This window comes from Methanoculleus chikugoensis (assembly GCF_019669965.1).
GTDB lineage: Archaea > Halobacteriota > Methanomicrobia > Methanomicrobiales > Methanoculleaceae > Methanoculleus > Methanoculleus chikugoensis.
In genome coordinates this window covers 710,508-724,089 of sequence record NZ_AP019781.1, presented here as the reverse complement: position 1 = coordinate 724,089, position 13,582 = coordinate 710,508, and the positions used below count along the sequence as shown (strand labels likewise).

Annotated in this window: 15 protein-coding genes; all 15 read left to right on the top strand. The window is 60.5% G+C overall.

Annotation, left to right across the window (positions count from 1 at the left end; genetic code table 11):
• The first annotated feature begins 33 nt into the window (after nucleotides 1-33).
• The 15 genes from MchiMG62_RS03825 (at nucleotide 34) to MchiMG62_RS03755 (ending at nucleotide 13,581) form a co-directional block, all read left to right on the top strand.
• Nucleotides 34-435, top strand: coding sequence for a molybdopterin dinucleotide binding domain-containing protein (locus MchiMG62_RS03825; protein ID WP_221057955.1), 402 nt, complete (start codon nucleotides 34-36; stop codon nucleotides 433-435).
• A complete protein-coding gene (locus tag MchiMG62_RS03820; protein ID WP_221057954.1) occupies nucleotides 432-1,745 on the top strand; it encodes a formylmethanofuran dehydrogenase subunit B in 1,314 nt (437 codons plus the stop codon). The genes MchiMG62_RS03825 and MchiMG62_RS03820 overlap by 4 nt, the downstream gene beginning before the upstream one ends.
• 3 nt (nucleotides 1,746-1,748) lie before the next feature.
• Nucleotides 1,749-3,455, top strand: a complete 1,707-nt coding sequence (locus MchiMG62_RS03815) for a formylmethanofuran dehydrogenase subunit A (protein ID WP_221057953.1) — start codon at nucleotides 1,749-1,751, stop codon at nucleotides 3,453-3,455.
• Between the two features lie 12 nt (nucleotides 3,456-3,467).
• Nucleotides 3,468-4,274, top strand: a complete 807-nt coding sequence (locus MchiMG62_RS03810) for a formylmethanofuran dehydrogenase subunit C (RefSeq protein WP_221057952.1) — start codon at nucleotides 3,468-3,470, stop codon at nucleotides 4,272-4,274.
• Between the two features lie 362 nt (nucleotides 4,275-4,636).
• On the top strand, nucleotides 4,637-5,941 hold the full coding sequence (gene mcrB / locus MchiMG62_RS03805; RefSeq protein ID WP_221057951.1) for a coenzyme-B sulfoethylthiotransferase subunit beta: 1,305 nt from the start codon (nucleotides 4,637-4,639) through the stop codon (nucleotides 5,939-5,941).
• Between the two features lie 17 nt (nucleotides 5,942-5,958).
• The gene (gene mcrD, locus MchiMG62_RS03800) at nucleotides 5,959-6,435 is read left to right on the top strand and encodes a methyl-coenzyme M reductase operon protein D (RefSeq protein WP_221057950.1); all 477 of its coding nucleotides are present in this window, start codon (nucleotides 5,959-5,961) and stop codon (nucleotides 6,433-6,435) included.
• 1 nt (nucleotide 6,436) lies between these two features.
• Nucleotides 6,437-7,060, top strand: a complete 624-nt coding sequence (mcrC, locus tag MchiMG62_RS03795; protein ID WP_074370628.1) for a methyl-coenzyme M reductase I operon protein C — start codon at nucleotides 6,437-6,439, stop codon at nucleotides 7,058-7,060.
• A 17-nt stretch (nucleotides 7,061-7,077) separates the two neighbouring features.
• Complete coding sequence (mcrG, locus tag MchiMG62_RS03790) at nucleotides 7,078-7,842, top strand: coenzyme-B sulfoethylthiotransferase subunit gamma (protein WP_221057949.1); 765 nt, start codon at nucleotides 7,078-7,080, stop codon at nucleotides 7,840-7,842.
• A 5-nt stretch (nucleotides 7,843-7,847) separates the two neighbouring features.
• Complete coding sequence (gene mcrA, locus MchiMG62_RS03785) at nucleotides 7,848-9,554, top strand: coenzyme-B sulfoethylthiotransferase subunit alpha (protein ID WP_221057948.1); 1,707 nt, start codon at nucleotides 7,848-7,850, stop codon at nucleotides 9,552-9,554.
• Nucleotides 9,555-9,748: 194 nt separating this feature from the next.
• A complete protein-coding gene (gene mtrE, locus MchiMG62_RS03780; protein WP_221057947.1) occupies nucleotides 9,749-10,645 on the top strand; it encodes a tetrahydromethanopterin S-methyltransferase subunit E in 897 nt (298 codons plus the stop codon).
• The gene (gene mtrD / locus MchiMG62_RS03775) at nucleotides 10,642-11,493 is read left to right on the top strand and encodes a tetrahydromethanopterin S-methyltransferase subunit D (protein ID WP_221057946.1); all 852 of its coding nucleotides are present in this window, start codon (nucleotides 10,642-10,644) and stop codon (nucleotides 11,491-11,493) included. The genes mtrE and mtrD overlap by 4 nt, the downstream gene beginning before the upstream one ends.
• Nucleotides 11,494-12,345: a tetrahydromethanopterin S-methyltransferase subunit MtrC gene (gene mtrC / locus MchiMG62_RS03770; RefSeq protein WP_221057945.1), complete on the top strand. Its 852-nt coding sequence runs from the start codon at nucleotides 11,494-11,496 to the stop codon at nucleotides 12,343-12,345. It begins immediately after the preceding gene.
• Complete coding sequence (gene mtrB / locus MchiMG62_RS03765) at nucleotides 12,346-12,630, top strand: tetrahydromethanopterin S-methyltransferase subunit MtrB (RefSeq protein ID WP_221057944.1); 285 nt, start codon at nucleotides 12,346-12,348, stop codon at nucleotides 12,628-12,630. It begins immediately after the preceding gene.
• Nucleotides 12,631-12,640: 10 nt separating this feature from the next.
• A complete protein-coding gene (mtrA, locus tag MchiMG62_RS03760) occupies nucleotides 12,641-13,366 on the top strand; it encodes a tetrahydromethanopterin S-methyltransferase subunit A (protein ID WP_221057943.1) in 726 nt (241 codons plus the stop codon).
• Nucleotides 13,367-13,371: 5 nt separating this feature from the next.
• Entirely contained in the window at nucleotides 13,372-13,581 is a 210-nt protein-coding gene (locus MchiMG62_RS03755; protein ID WP_074370635.1) for a tetrahydromethanopterin S-methyltransferase subunit F, read from the top strand.
• Nucleotide 13,582 lies beyond the last annotated feature (1 nt).

Here is a 13,582-nt window from a genome sequence, read left to right as displayed (position 1 = left end):
AATCCAACAATAACAGACAGGGGATAAATAACAATGGCAATCAGAGTGAATTTGATTACGGGTCGTACCATCCAGCAGGGGGTGTCCATGGAGGCGGGGAAGGAAAAACCCGCCTACACCACCGCCTGCGGGATCATCGAACTCGACCCGGCGGACTTTAAAAAGCTGGGAGCTTTCCGCAACACGAACGTGCGCGTCACAAGCAAGTACGGCAGTGTTATCGTCAAGGCGGTCGAGGCGACCCAGGGCCCTCATCCGGGTGTGGCATACATACCGATGGGGCCGTGGGCAAACATGGTGGTCAATCCGAACACCTACTCCACCGGCATGCCAACGTTTAAGGGTACGCCTGTTGAGGTGGAGGTCGCCAAGAACGAACCCGTCCTCGGCTCACTGGAACTAGTGCGCAAGGGCTGCAGGGGTGAGCTGGCATGACCAGGACTGTAACCGACGTTATCTGCCCGTTCTGCGGGACGCTCTGCGACGACCTCGAGGTCGTCGTCAGCGATGATGGAAAAGAACTCCTCGAGGTCTACAACGCCTGCGCCATCGGTGCCGAGAAGTTCCTCCACTCCCAGGCCAAGGACCGTATCACCCGCCCCCGCATGCGCCAGGAGGACGGGTCCTGGAAAGAGATCTCCTACGACGAAGCAATCGAGTATACCGCCCGGATGCTCACCGATGCAAAGAAGCCGCTCATGTACGGCTGGAGCTCCACGAACTGTGAAGCCCAGGCCGTGGGCTCAGAGATCGGCGAGGTTGTCGGAGCGGTCATGGACAATACGGCGACCGTCTGCCATGGCACGTCGCTTATCGCGGTTCAGGATATCGGCATTCCGAGCTGCACGCTCGGTGAGGTCAAGAACCGTGCCGACCGGATCCTCTTCTGGGGATGCAACCCGGCACACGCCCACCCGCGGCACATGTCCCGCTACTCGATCTTCCCCCGCGGATTCTTCACCGGCAAGGGTCATACCGGCCGGAAAGTGATCGTCGTCGACCCGCGGCCCACCGATACCGCAAGCGTGGCGGACGTCCACCTGCAGGTCGAGCAGGGGCGCGACTACGAACTCCTCAACGCATTCCGCGTGGCGTTCAAGGGCGAGCAGCTCCCCGACGTTGTCGCCGGCATCCCGAAAGAGAAGATCTACGAGGCCGCCGAGACGCTCAAGAGCGGCCGGTTCGTGATCATCTTCTTCGGCATGGGTGTGACCCAGTCGCTCGGGAAGAACCACAACATCGACGAGGCCATCGCGGTCACCCGTGACTTAAACGAGTACACGAAAGCGGCCATTATGCCGATGCGCGGGCACTACAACGTCACCGGCTCCGGTCAGGTCTGGGGCTGGCTCTTCGGGTTCCCCTATGCGGTGGACCTCTCCCGCGGATTCGCCCGCTACAACCCCGGCGAGACGACCTCCAACGACCTGCTCCGCAGGGACGAGGTGGACGCCGTCTTCGTCCTCGGCAGCGACCCCGGCGCGCACTTCCCGTTCAGCTCGGTCAAAAAGATCTACGACCGCCCGTCGGTCGCAATCGACCCGCACGAGACCCCGACCACCGAGGTCTGCAAGGTCCACGTCCCGGTCGCCTTCGTCGGCGTCGAGGTGGGCGGATGCGCATACCGGATGGACAACGTGCCGATTGAGACCAGGAAGGTTGTCGAGCCTCCCGAAGGCATGATGACCGATGAAGAGTTCCTGAAACACGTCCTTGCACGTGTCAAGGAGATCCAGGGGGAGTAAGCGATGGCAGAGTATCTTATCAAGAACGGGTTCGTTTTCGACCCGGTTCTGGGGATCAAGGGCGACAGGGTCGATGTCGCCATCAAGGACGGCAAGATCGTCGAGACGACGGCTCTCAGCAGCCCGAAGGTCATCGATGCCGCCGGTAAGACCGTCATGGCCGGCGGTGTCGATATCCACGCCCACGTTGCCGGCCCGAAGGTCAACATAGGCCGCAACTTCCGCCCCGAAGACAAACTCTTCGGCTACAAGGCAAGAAGCGGCATCGAGCGGATGCAGGGCGGGTTCTCGGTCCCGACGACGATTCGGACCGGGTACAACTACGCCCGCATGGGGTACACGACCGTGATGGAAGCGGCCATGCCGCCGCTCTACGCCCGGCACACCCACGAAGAGATGCGGGACACCCCGATCCTCGACCAGGGTGCCTACCCGGTCTTCGGGAACAACTGGTTCGTGCTCGAGTACCTGAAGAACCACGAGATCGAGAACGCCGCAGCCTACATCGCCTGGCTGCTTCGCGCCACGAAGGGCTACGCCGTCAAGGTCGTCAACCCCGGCGGCACGGAAGCCTGGGCCTGGGGCCTGAACTGCGAGAACGTTCACGACCCGGTTCCCTACTTCGACATCACCCCGGCCCAGATCATCAAGGGTCTCATCGAGGCGAACGAGTACCTGGGTCTCCCGCACTCGATGCACATGCATGCGAACAACCTCGGAAACCCCGGCAATTACACGACGACGCTCGACTCGTTCAAGCTCTCCGAGGGCATCAAGCCGAACAGCAAGTTCGGCCGCGACCAGGTGATGCACCACACTCACGTCCAGTTCCACTCCTACGGAGGCGACTCCTGGGCGAACGTGGAGTCGAAGGCGAAGGAGATCATGGACTACGTGAACTCGCACGACAACCTCACCATCGATATGGGTCAGGTGACGCTCGACGAGACGACGACGATGACCGCCGACGGGCCGTTCGAGCACCACCTCACCGAGTTGAACCACCTGAAGTGGGCGAACGCCGATGTGGAACTCGAGACCGGATCCGGTGTCGTGCCCTACGTCTACAGCCCGAGCATCAAGGTCTGTGCCATCCAGTGGGCCATCGGTCTTGAACTCGCGCTGCTCGCGAAGGACCCCATGCGGGTCTTCATGACCACCGACCACCCGAACGCCGGGCCGTTCATCCGCTACCCGCGGATCATGAAGTGGCTCATGAGCGAGGAGGCACGGAAGCAGCAGTTCGACGCCTTCAAGCACAAGGACAAGGTCATCGATGCGACCAACCTCGCCAACATCGACCGCGAACTCGACCTCTACGAGATCGCGCAGATGACCCGCGCCGGCCCGGCAAAATCGCTCGGCCTCGCGCACATGTACGGCGGGCTTGCACCCGGCCTCGAGGCGGACGTTGCGGTCTTCAACTTCAACCCGAACGAGCCCTACGCACCCGACGACATCGAGAAGGCGTTTGGAAGCGCCGAGCACCTCTTCAAGGCCGGCGTCCAGGTCATCCAGGACCGCGAGATCGTCTCGAACGGCAACAAGAGGACGCTCTGGGTGAACGCAAAGGTCAACGAGAACCCGCAGGTGATGCGTGACGTCAAGGAGAAGTTCCTCCGCTACTACACCGTCACCCTGAACAACTACGAGGTTACCGGACACTACCTCCCGAACCCGTACGTAATCGAGGTTGATGCTACCGAGTGAGGAGAGAGAAGGATGGAAACCGTTACACTCACCATAAAGAACCAGCCCGAACTCTACCTCGAGGCAGACACCATCGCTCCCGATGCGTTCGCTGGAAAGAAAGCCGAAGAGATCGCCGACCTCCCCGTCTACGTCGGCCGCGAGCAGCACCGGCTCGGGGACTTCTTCGAGGTCTCCGGAAAAGCCGGAGCAACGCCTGAGGAGACGAAGATCGTCGTTGGCGGCGATCTCTCCCGGGTCAAGTACATCGGCATGAAGATGACCGGCGGCGAGGTCGTCGTCAACGGCAACGCCGATATGTACGTCGGGGCATGGATGCAGGGCGGCAAGATCACCGTGAACGGGAACGTCGATGCCTTTGCCGGAACAGGCATGAAGGGCGGCGAACTCGTCATCAACGGCAACGCCGGGAACTACCTCGGCGCCGCGTACCGCGGCGACTGGCGCGGCATGCAGGGCGGCAAGATCACCGTCATCGGCAATGCCGGAAGCGATATCGGCACCTTCATGAACGGCGGCGAGATCGTCATCGGCGGCGATGTCGATGTCCATGTCGCCACCCATGCCGAAGGCGGGAAGATCGTCATCAAGGGCAATGCAAAGAGCCGTCTCGGCGGCCAGATGGTGGAAGGCGAGATCTACGTCCTCGGCAGCATCGACTTGATGATGCCCGGGTTTGTATACCGCGAGGATGTCGACGTCGATATGGACGGCATCAAAGGGCGGTTTGCCCTCTACGAGGGCGATCTCGGAGAGCGCCACCGGAAACGAAAAGGTCAGACGATTTACGCTAAACTCTACCAGCGGATCGAGGCCTGAACCTCTCTTTTTTCTGCACTGCATATACACGGTACCGATCGTCGGAGAGCGGGAGCGATCGGGGAAAAATACGTAGCACAAAATAACAAACTTTTGCTATTCTCATGTTACGGCAGGAGAGGCAAGATAAGTATACAATTCTGTGCAATCGACAATTTTTCAGCAGATATTTAATATCGGGCTTGCGATATATATTAGATCATAGACATAAATAGCAATGCTTATATCGTCGGAGAAGGTTACTATCTTTTTGTCCCACGAGGACGTGCAGTAGTCACCATCAGACACAGTCAGCGATGCTTTTAGTGTTCATTTCACATTCCCGGATTGCATGCACTTAAAGAGGGTAATGGAGGAAAATTATGGCAAAATACAAGGAAACTATTGACCTGTACGATGATGCAGGCAAGCAGTTGAAGAGTGGTGTGCCGCTCGAGAAGATCAGCCCGGTGATCAACCCGGCGACCAGGAAACTCATCGACCTCACCAAGAGGACGATTGCAGTCAACCTGGGCGGTATTCAGGAGAGCCTGAAGACCGGGAAGGTAGCCAAGGGGTATGTCCTCGGGCGTGAGATGAACCTCGACATCATCGGCAACAAGGACGCCATCATCGGAAAGATCAAGGAGATGGTCCAGGTCGAGGAGGGTGACGACACCAAGATCCGCGAGTTCAGCGGCGGCAAACTCATCCTCGTCGAGGCTCCCAAGGCCCGTCTCGAGGCTGCATCCACCTACGACGCCGCGATCACCTCGGTCGCAGCCGCAACCACCTACGCGCTTGTCGAGCAGTTCAACATCGGAGCGTTCGACGCAGCGATGATCAAGGCGGCGGTCTGGGGTTCCTACCCGCACACGATGGACCTGAGCGGTGCCAACGTCACGTCCATTCTGTCGATCCCCCAGAACAACGAAGGTCTCGGCTACGCGCTCCGGAACATCCCGGTCAACCACACGGTCATGATGACCGGCAAGAACGCGATGCAGGGTGCCGCACTCTCGTCCACCTTCGAACAGGCAGGAATGTTTGAGATGGGTAACGCCATCGGACCGTTCGAGCGTGCCCAGTTACTCACGTACGCTTACCAGGGCCTGAACGCGAACAACCTGGTCTACGAGCTCGTCAAGAAGAACGGTGCGACCGGAACCATCGGTACGGTCGTCCAGAGTCTGGTCGAGCGCGCCATCGAGGACAAGGTCATCGTCCCCGGCAAGAAGGGCGGGTACTTCCAGTTCTACGACACGAAGGACCCGATGCTCTGGAACGCCTACGCTGCCGCGGGAACCATGGCGGCCACCATGGTCAACTGCGGTGCCGGACGGTTCGCCCAGGCAGTCTCCTCGACGCTCCTGTACTTCAACGACCTGCTTGAGCACGAGACCGGTCTCCCCGGCTGTGACTACGGCCGTGTCATGGGTACCGCCGTCGGATTCTCGTTCTTCAGCCACTCGATCTACGGTGGCGGCGGCCCCGGTATCTTCAACGGCAACCACGTCGTGACCAGGCACGCCGCAGGCGTCGCCATCCCGTGCGTGGTCGCTGCGGCGGCGCTCGATGCCGGAACGCAGATGTTCTCGCCGGAGAGCACCTCCAAGGTCTACGGCGAGACCTACGGAAAGGTCGACGTCTTCAACAAGCCGATCCAGCAGATCGCACAGGGTGTGTAAATAACACAAGGATGCTAATGACCGAAGCCATATACCCTCAGGTTCGAATCGTTTCAACGCGATTCCTCAGACCCGATACGGTGGAACAACTCCTGAACAGGCTTGTTCAGGTCGGCGGGATTCTCCGGATGTCTCTTACCGGACAGAATCTTCCCGTCACCGTTCCCTACGGTCCGGCACGGGGGAAACCCAACCTCCATCCGGACCGCAAGGTCATCCGTGTCGGAAACCAGGACGTCCAGCTCCAGGTACAGGTCGGAACCGTTATCCTGGAGCTCGAGGACGAGTCGTACATCCCGGCCATCGAGGAAGCGGTCGACGAAGTCTTTGCGAGCAAGGACTTCTCCTGCACCGTCCAGAAGGGGCGGTTCATGAAGACCCAGCCGACGGTGTCCGACTACGCGAAATACGGACCTGATGCCGACAGAGAAGTTCTCGGGCTCGTCGATCCGAGGAAGAAAGACGGTCCCGTTATCATTCAGGGAAACAAGTGAGATGCCAATCGGAAGAGTAACTCAGGTCGTCGATTGCCGCGAGAGCATGGGGATGGGAAAAGGAGGCGGTCTTGCCCAGCGCGGCACCATCTCCGAGACCAGGTCCCCGGACGTCATCGTGATAGGGATGTCCCCCGGCCGCAGACACGTAACAAAACCGGTCTGCGACATCACCTCCGGTCTGCGGAGGGAGGGGGCGGAGTTCTCCGTGACTACGCTCGTCCTCAATGCAGGGAGCGGGGTTCCGGCGGATTCGCCTGTTGCGGGTCACGTTCTCGGTGCTTATTTCGGACTGACGGAGAAAGAGATCGCCCAGATCGAGCAGCACAAGGTAGCCATCCTGCATCACGGGAATGTCCGCTCCCATGTGGTGCAGAAAGTCCGGTTTATCCTTGAGCACGCGGACATCAGGGCCATCGTCGTATCCCAGGTCCCGATCGACTTCGAGGATCTCGCAAAAGAAGGGATCAGGACTGCGGTGGTTATGCCGCCGCCCGACCGGACGAAGACGAAAGGCATGGTGATAGATATCGTCAGCGGCGTGACACGGGGTCAGACCCCGGGCAGGGAAAAATTGGCAGAGGTCGTTCGTGCCGTTATGAAAGCGCTAAAAAGCCCAACATGAATGAGGTGAAAGAAAACATGGCATACAAGCCCCAGTACGGGCCGGGTACATCCAAGGTCGCCGAGAACCGGCGCAAGCAGATGAACCCCAACCAGAAGCTTGAGAAGATGCGTGACGTGACTGATGAGGACATCGTGCTGATCCTCGGCCACAGGGCGCCGGGAGCCGCCTATCCGACGGCCCACCCGCCGCTCGCCGAGCAGCAGGAACCCGACTGCCCCATCAGGAAGATCGTCACCCCGACGGAGGGTGCGAAGGCCGGCGACCGCGTCCGCTACATCCAGTTTGCGGACTCGATGTTCTTCGCCCCCTCGCAGCCCTACCAGCGGACCTACACCGAGTGCTACCGCTTCCGCGGTATCGACCCCGGTACGCTCTCCGGACGTCAGATCGTCGAGTGCCGCGAGCGTGACCTCGAGAAGTACTCGAAGGAACTCGTCGAGACCGAACTCCTCGACCCGGCCCGCACCGGCATCCGCGGTGCGACCGTGCACGGTCACTCGCTCCGTCTTGCCGAGAACGGCATGATGTTCGACATGCTCCAGAGGAGCGTCCTCGGCGAGGACGGCATCGTCCGCTACGTCAAGAACCAGATCGGCGAGCCTCTCGACCGCGCGGTTGCCATCGGCAAGCCGCTCGACGAGAAGTGGCTCAAGGCCCACACAACGATCTTCCACTCACTCGGCAACACTGCATACCGCGATGACGCCGAGTATATCGAGTACGTCCAGCGCATCCACACGCTGAGAACAAAATACGGGTTCCTACCGAAGGAGGCCTGATTACGATGGCAAAGATTGAGAGAACCCAGAAGCTCTTCCTGAAATCCCTCAAGGAGAAGTTCCAGGGCCAGGACGTCCAGTCTGAGACGACCGAGTTCTACAAGTTCAACGGCTACCACCAGTCTCCCCGCAAGGAGGAGTTCGTGAAGGCCAGCCGCGCCGTCGAGATGGACCGCGGCATCTCCATGTATGACCCCGTACGCTGCCACCTGGGCGGTATCCCGCTCGGCCAGCGCCAGCTGATGACCTACGAGGTCTCCGGCACCGGCGTCTTCGTCGAGGGTGACGACCTGCACTTCGTCAACAACGCTGCGATGCAGCAGATGTGGGACGATATCCGGCGGACGGTCATCGTCAACATGGACCTCGCCCACCAGACGCTGCAGAAGCGTCTGGGGAAGGAAGTTACCCCCGAGACGATCAACGAGTACCTCCACGTGCTGAACCACGCGATGCCCGGCGCGGCCGTCGTCCAGGAGCACATGGTCGAGACTCACCCCGGCCTCGTCGACGACTGTTACGTCAAGGTCTTCACCGGCGACCAGGAACTCGCCGACGACCTCGAACCCCAGTTCGTCCTCGACGTCGAGAAACTCTTCCCGGCGAAGCAGGCCGAAGCGCTCTCCGCAGCCGTAGGGAAGTCCCTCTGGCAGGCGATCCACATCCCGACCACGGTCGTCCGGACCTGCGACGGTGGAACGACCTCCCGGTGGTCTGCGATGCAGATCGGTATGTCCTTCATCGGTGCCTACCGGATGTGCGCCGGTGAAGCGGCCGTTGCCGACCTCTCCTACGCCGCGAAGCACGCGGGTGTCATCCAGATGGCGTCCCACCTGCCCGCCCGGCGTGCCCGTGGCCCGAACGAGCCCGGTGGCCTTGCATTCGGTCTCTTCTCGGATATCGTCCAGGCGAACCGGAAGTACCCGAACGACCCCGCCAGGGCCTCCCTCGAGGTCGTCGGCGCCGGAACGATGCTCTACGACCAGATCTGGCTCGGCTCCTACATGTCCGGCGGTGTCGGATTCACCCAGTACGCGACCGCGGCCTACACCGACAACATCCTCGATGAGTTCACCTACTACGGTATGGACTACATCAAGGACAAGTACAAGGTCGACTGGAAGAACCCGAGCCCGAAGGACAAGGTCAAGCCGACCTACGATATCGTCAACGACATCGCAACCGAGGTCGCCCTCAACGGCATGGAGCAGTACGAGCAGTACCCGACCATGATGGAAGACCACTTCGGCGGGTCCCAGCGTGCCGGTGTGCTTGCCGCCGCCTGCGGTCTGTCGACCTCCATCGCGACCGGAAACTCCAACGCCGGCCTGAACGCCTGGTACCTCTGCATGCTCCTGCACAAGGACGGATGGTCGCGTCTCGGCTTCTTCGGCTACGACCTCCAGGACCAGTGCGGGTCCGCGAACTCCCTCTCCATCCGTGGAGACGAGGGCGCGATCGGCGAGGTCCGTGGCCCGAACTACCCGAACTACGCGATGAACGTCGGTCACCAGGGCGAGTACGCCGCGATCACCGCCGGCGCCCACTACGGGCGCGGCGACGCGTGGTGCTTCGACCCGCGGGTGAAGATCTGCTTCGCCGACCCCGCGCTGAAGTTCGACTTCGCCGAGCCCCGCCGCGAGTTCGCGAAGGGTGCCATCCGCGAGTTCATGCCCGCCGGCGAGCGCTCGCTCATCATTCCGGCCCGGTAAACCCAAATCAACTTTTTTTTCCTTAGCGTAACCCCAAATGCCTAAAACTGTCATTCCAGCCGATTTTTTACGTTTCGTTGCGATATCGGCGCAACTTTTCGAAACCTTTAATTAAGTCATAAACAACTGTTAAATGAACCAAAAAGGTTTTGAACCCGTACTCCGGTGCCATGAGCACCGGAGGAGGATGCTGAATGGAAGAGATCGTATTTGGCATCGGCATTACCGCATTGGCAGGTGCTCTTGCAACCGTCGCCGGCGCTGCGGAAGACGTTGAATCTGACATCGGATCACAGGGTGACCCGAACTCACAGGTTCAGCTGGCTCCGCAGATGGGATATATTCACCGCATATTCAACAAGGCAATTGCCGGTGAACCTCCCGCGTACGGCCTCTGGGTTGCTCTGGGCGCAGGCCTTGCCTGGGCTTTCATGGCGATGCAGATAAACCCGATTCTTGCAATCGTGCTCGGGAGTGCTCTCGCGGTCTTCGTGCAGGGCATATATGCGACTACCGCATACCTCGGCCGTACTGCAAGTCTCGCCAAGTTCGGACAGCCGGTCTATATCGATATTCTGAAATCGATGACGACCGTGACCATGGCACACGCGTTCGTAGCGATCTTCACCACCGTCGCGATGTGTCACCTTATGATCAGCGCGCTCGGCCATCCCTTCCCGCTCCCGCTTCTGGGTATCGTCTGGGGTATCGCGCTCGGTGCGGCCGGGTCTGCGACCGGTAACCCGTTCTACGGAAAGGAGCGGCAGTACCAGGAGCAGAAGTTCGGAGCAGGCGTTCCGATCTCCGCATCCGGTAACATCGTCCGCTACGCCGAGGCCGGCCAGCGGAACTCGCTCGACAACGGTTTCTTCAGCGCCAAACTCGGCGGCCCCGCGTCGGGTATCTGTTTCGGCCTGATCGTCTTCTTCGAGCTCTGGCGTACCGTGGTCTTCGAAGAACTCAACATCTGGGGACCGATCGTCGTCGGTGTCGTCGTTATCCTGATCTTTGCCATCATCGACCGCTACATCGAGGTCTGGGCAAGGAAGAACTTCGGCCCCTACACGGCTCCTGAGGAGGCATCGTCATGAGCGCACTCGGCGGACCTAAACAGACAGGAGGCGTCCAGTCCCCGACGGCTATAGGAATCGTCCTCAGCATCGTTCTTATCGTTGTCGCGCTCGGACTCGCCTACTTCCTCGTGCAGATGGCCGGAGTGCTTGCTCTCGTCGGCATCATCATCGGCGGCGTCCTGGTAGCATTCGGCGTCCACTTCGTCCCGGTCGGCGGTGCCCCCGCTGCAATGGGACAATCGCCCGGTATCGCGACCGGTGTCGCGATGCTCGCAGCCGGTGCCGGCCTTGCCGGTCTCTTCGGCGGCGCATGGGCTGCTCCGCTCGGACTCGCTGTCGCCCTCGCGGGCGGTGCGGTCGGCGGCGGTCTCCTGATGGCGATCACCTGTACGATGGTCAACGTCATCTACATCTTCGGCATGGGTATCCCGGCGGCTTCCGGTAAGGTTGCAAAAGACCCGATCACGGGCGACACCTTCCCCGAGTACAAGAGCCAGGGTACCGAGGGGCACGGCCTCCCGTTCATCTCCTGGGTCGGCGGCGTCATCGGCGGCGCACTCGGCGGTCTTGGGGGGACGCTCATCTACCTCGAACTTCTCGACATTTACCAGGCACAGCTGCCCGTACTCCTGAACGCCACGGTCGAGCAGATCGCGCCCGTTGCTATCTCGCTTGCCGGCATCTTCGCGGTCGCTATGTTCCTGATCAACGCCGTGCTTGCGGCATACAACATCACCGGTACAATCGAAGGGCCGCACGACCCCAAGTTCAAGCGGTTCCCGAGAGCGGTCGTCGCAGCCGCCGTTGCATCCGCCGTTGCAGGCCTCTTCGCGATCGGGCTCCTCCAACTGGTGGGGGTATTCTAAATGTCAGTAAAAATTGAAGTAGGAGCAGGCGGCATCCCGCACAACCAGATCCTGATCTACGGCCTCGTGGGATCGCTCGTCCTGATTTACCTGACATACCTGAACACGTACTTCCAGACCGAGTACTTCGCGTTCTTCGGCGGGCTTGCCGCCGTCGCCGCGCTCATCTGGGGTACCGATACGATCAAGCACCTCTGCAGCTACGGTCTCGGTACCGGCGTCCCGTCGGCAGGTATGATCGCCCTCGGGTCCGGTGTCATCGCCGCGCTCTTCGGAGCCACGACCGGCCCCTTCGCGCCCATCGTGACGATCATCATCGCCGCAATCATCGGCGCGGTCGCCGGCATCATGGCGAACCACGTTGTCCGGATGGACATCCCGGTCATGATCGTCTCACTGATCGAACTTGCGATCGTCGGCGCGATGACCGTTCTCGGCCTCGCAGCCATGGCCTGCGGAACGTTCGAGTTCCTCGGCATGATCACCGGGACGGTATCCTTCCTCGGATTCACCGTGCAGACCTACGAGTTCTCGCTCATCGGCGGCAGCATCATCGCCGTGATCTTCATGCTCGGCGCCATCGCCATCCAGCACTCCTTCAACGCCTGTCTCGGGCCGGGGGAGAAGCAGGACCGGACGCTCATGCTCGCCGCGGAGTGCGGGTTCCTCTCCATGATCCCCGTCGCGATCATCTCGTTCGCGTTCATCGGCATGTATGCCGCTCTCGTCGCACTGGTGATCTCCATCGTCGGGTGGCTCTACACCTACGGGAAGTACATCGAGCTCTCGAAGCGTGACGCCTACGCATGGCTCGACGCGAAACCGATCCTGGAGCCCAAGGGAGGTGCCTAAATGGCGTACATTCAGGTACTGCCCGAGTTCGGCCTGGTTGTCGACCCGATGGTCGGCGTCGTAACCACTGCCGGTGTCTCGTACACCCCCGTGCTCGAGCAGGTGGCGGAACTTGAGAAGATTACCGACGACCTGGTCGGCATGCTCTCCGGAGAGGGCAACTTCCTGGCATCGTTCCCGAACAGGGAGGGTGTTCTCAATGTCGCCGGAGGCGTGACCGCATTCTGGTACGGCATGGCAATCGGCCTTCTGGTTGCCGGTGTCGTCGTATTTGGACTGCTGTGAGGTGAAGAACATGGTTGAAAAGAAATCACCGGCCAGCGGATGGCCGATTGTCCAGGGCGACTTCCACACAGGAGATGCACAGAGCTGCGTCGGCGTCGTCACCATGGGATCTCACCTCGACGAGCAGGGCATCTGCGATGCCGGAGCGGCAATCGCCGGGTCCTGCAAGACCGAGAACCTCGGCCTTGAGAAGATCATCGCGAACGTCATCTCCAACCCCAACATCAGGTTCATCCTCTGTTGCGGTACGGAGGTCAAGGGACACCTGTCCGGGCAGAGTTTCATGGCCCTGCACGAAGGCGGTGTCGCCGGCGGAAAGATTGTCGGCGCTCAGGGAGCCATCCCGTTCATCGAGAACCTCTCCGACGAAGCGATCAAGCGCTTCCAGGACCAGGTCGAGATCGTCAACATCATGGAAAGCGAGGACATGGGCGCCATCAAGGCCAAGATCAACGAGCTCAAGGCCAAAGACCCCGGTGCCTTCGGCGCGGAACCCATGATCGTCGAGGTCAAGGAAGCGGCAGGTGCCGGCGCAGAGGAAGCGACCGGTGAAGTACAGCCACTCTCCGGCGAACTGGCACTGATACACGCACGGATGAAAGTCATCGAGCGGATGGTCACCGACATCGGGTACCGTAACAAGTTTGCCGCCGGCGTCTACTCGGGCAAGATTGAGGGCCTCATGATCGGCCTGATCGTCTCGTTCGTGATTCTGGGGTTCATCTTGCTGGGGTGAGATAAATGGCAGAAGAAGTTACACAGGCAGGCCCCATCCGGATGACGGCAATCAACAACATGATGAACTCCATCCGGTACAAGGCACAGATCCTTGCCCGCACGACCAAACTTGAGTCGGGTATCATGGGCAAGGGGATCATCGGGTTTGCAATCGGACTCCTCGTAGTTCTGCTCCTGATTGTGATTCCGGCACTGCTGCTGGGGGCGATCTAAC

Coding starts and splice junctions, on each gene's coding strand:
- MchiMG62_RS03825 (WP_221057955.1), top strand. CDS start 34: ATGGCAATCAGAGTGAATTTGATTACGGGTCGTACCATCCAGCAGGGG.
- MchiMG62_RS03820 (WP_221057954.1), top strand. CDS start 432: ATGACCAGGACTGTAACCGACGTTATCTGCCCGTTCTGCGGGACGCTC.
- MchiMG62_RS03815 (WP_221057953.1), top strand. CDS start 1,749: ATGGCAGAGTATCTTATCAAGAACGGGTTCGTTTTCGACCCGGTTCTG.
- MchiMG62_RS03810 (WP_221057952.1), top strand. CDS start 3,468: ATGGAAACCGTTACACTCACCATAAAGAACCAGCCCGAACTCTACCTC.
- mcrB (WP_221057951.1), top strand. CDS start 4,637: ATGGCAAAATACAAGGAAACTATTGACCTGTACGATGATGCAGGCAAG.
- mcrD (WP_221057950.1), top strand. CDS start 5,959: ATGACCGAAGCCATATACCCTCAGGTTCGAATCGTTTCAACGCGATTC.
- mcrC (WP_074370628.1), top strand. CDS start 6,437: ATGCCAATCGGAAGAGTAACTCAGGTCGTCGATTGCCGCGAGAGCATG.
- mcrG (WP_221057949.1), top strand. CDS start 7,078: ATGGCATACAAGCCCCAGTACGGGCCGGGTACATCCAAGGTCGCCGAG.
- mcrA (WP_221057948.1), top strand. CDS start 7,848: ATGGCAAAGATTGAGAGAACCCAGAAGCTCTTCCTGAAATCCCTCAAG.
- mtrE (WP_221057947.1), top strand. CDS start 9,749: ATGGAAGAGATCGTATTTGGCATCGGCATTACCGCATTGGCAGGTGCT.
- mtrD (WP_221057946.1), top strand. CDS start 10,642: ATGAGCGCACTCGGCGGACCTAAACAGACAGGAGGCGTCCAGTCCCCG.
- mtrC (WP_221057945.1), top strand. CDS start 11,494: ATGTCAGTAAAAATTGAAGTAGGAGCAGGCGGCATCCCGCACAACCAG.
- mtrB (WP_221057944.1), top strand. CDS start 12,346: ATGGCGTACATTCAGGTACTGCCCGAGTTCGGCCTGGTTGTCGACCCG.
- mtrA (WP_221057943.1), top strand. CDS start 12,641: ATGGTTGAAAAGAAATCACCGGCCAGCGGATGGCCGATTGTCCAGGGC.
- MchiMG62_RS03755 (WP_074370635.1), top strand. CDS start 13,372: ATGGCAGAAGAAGTTACACAGGCAGGCCCCATCCGGATGACGGCAATC.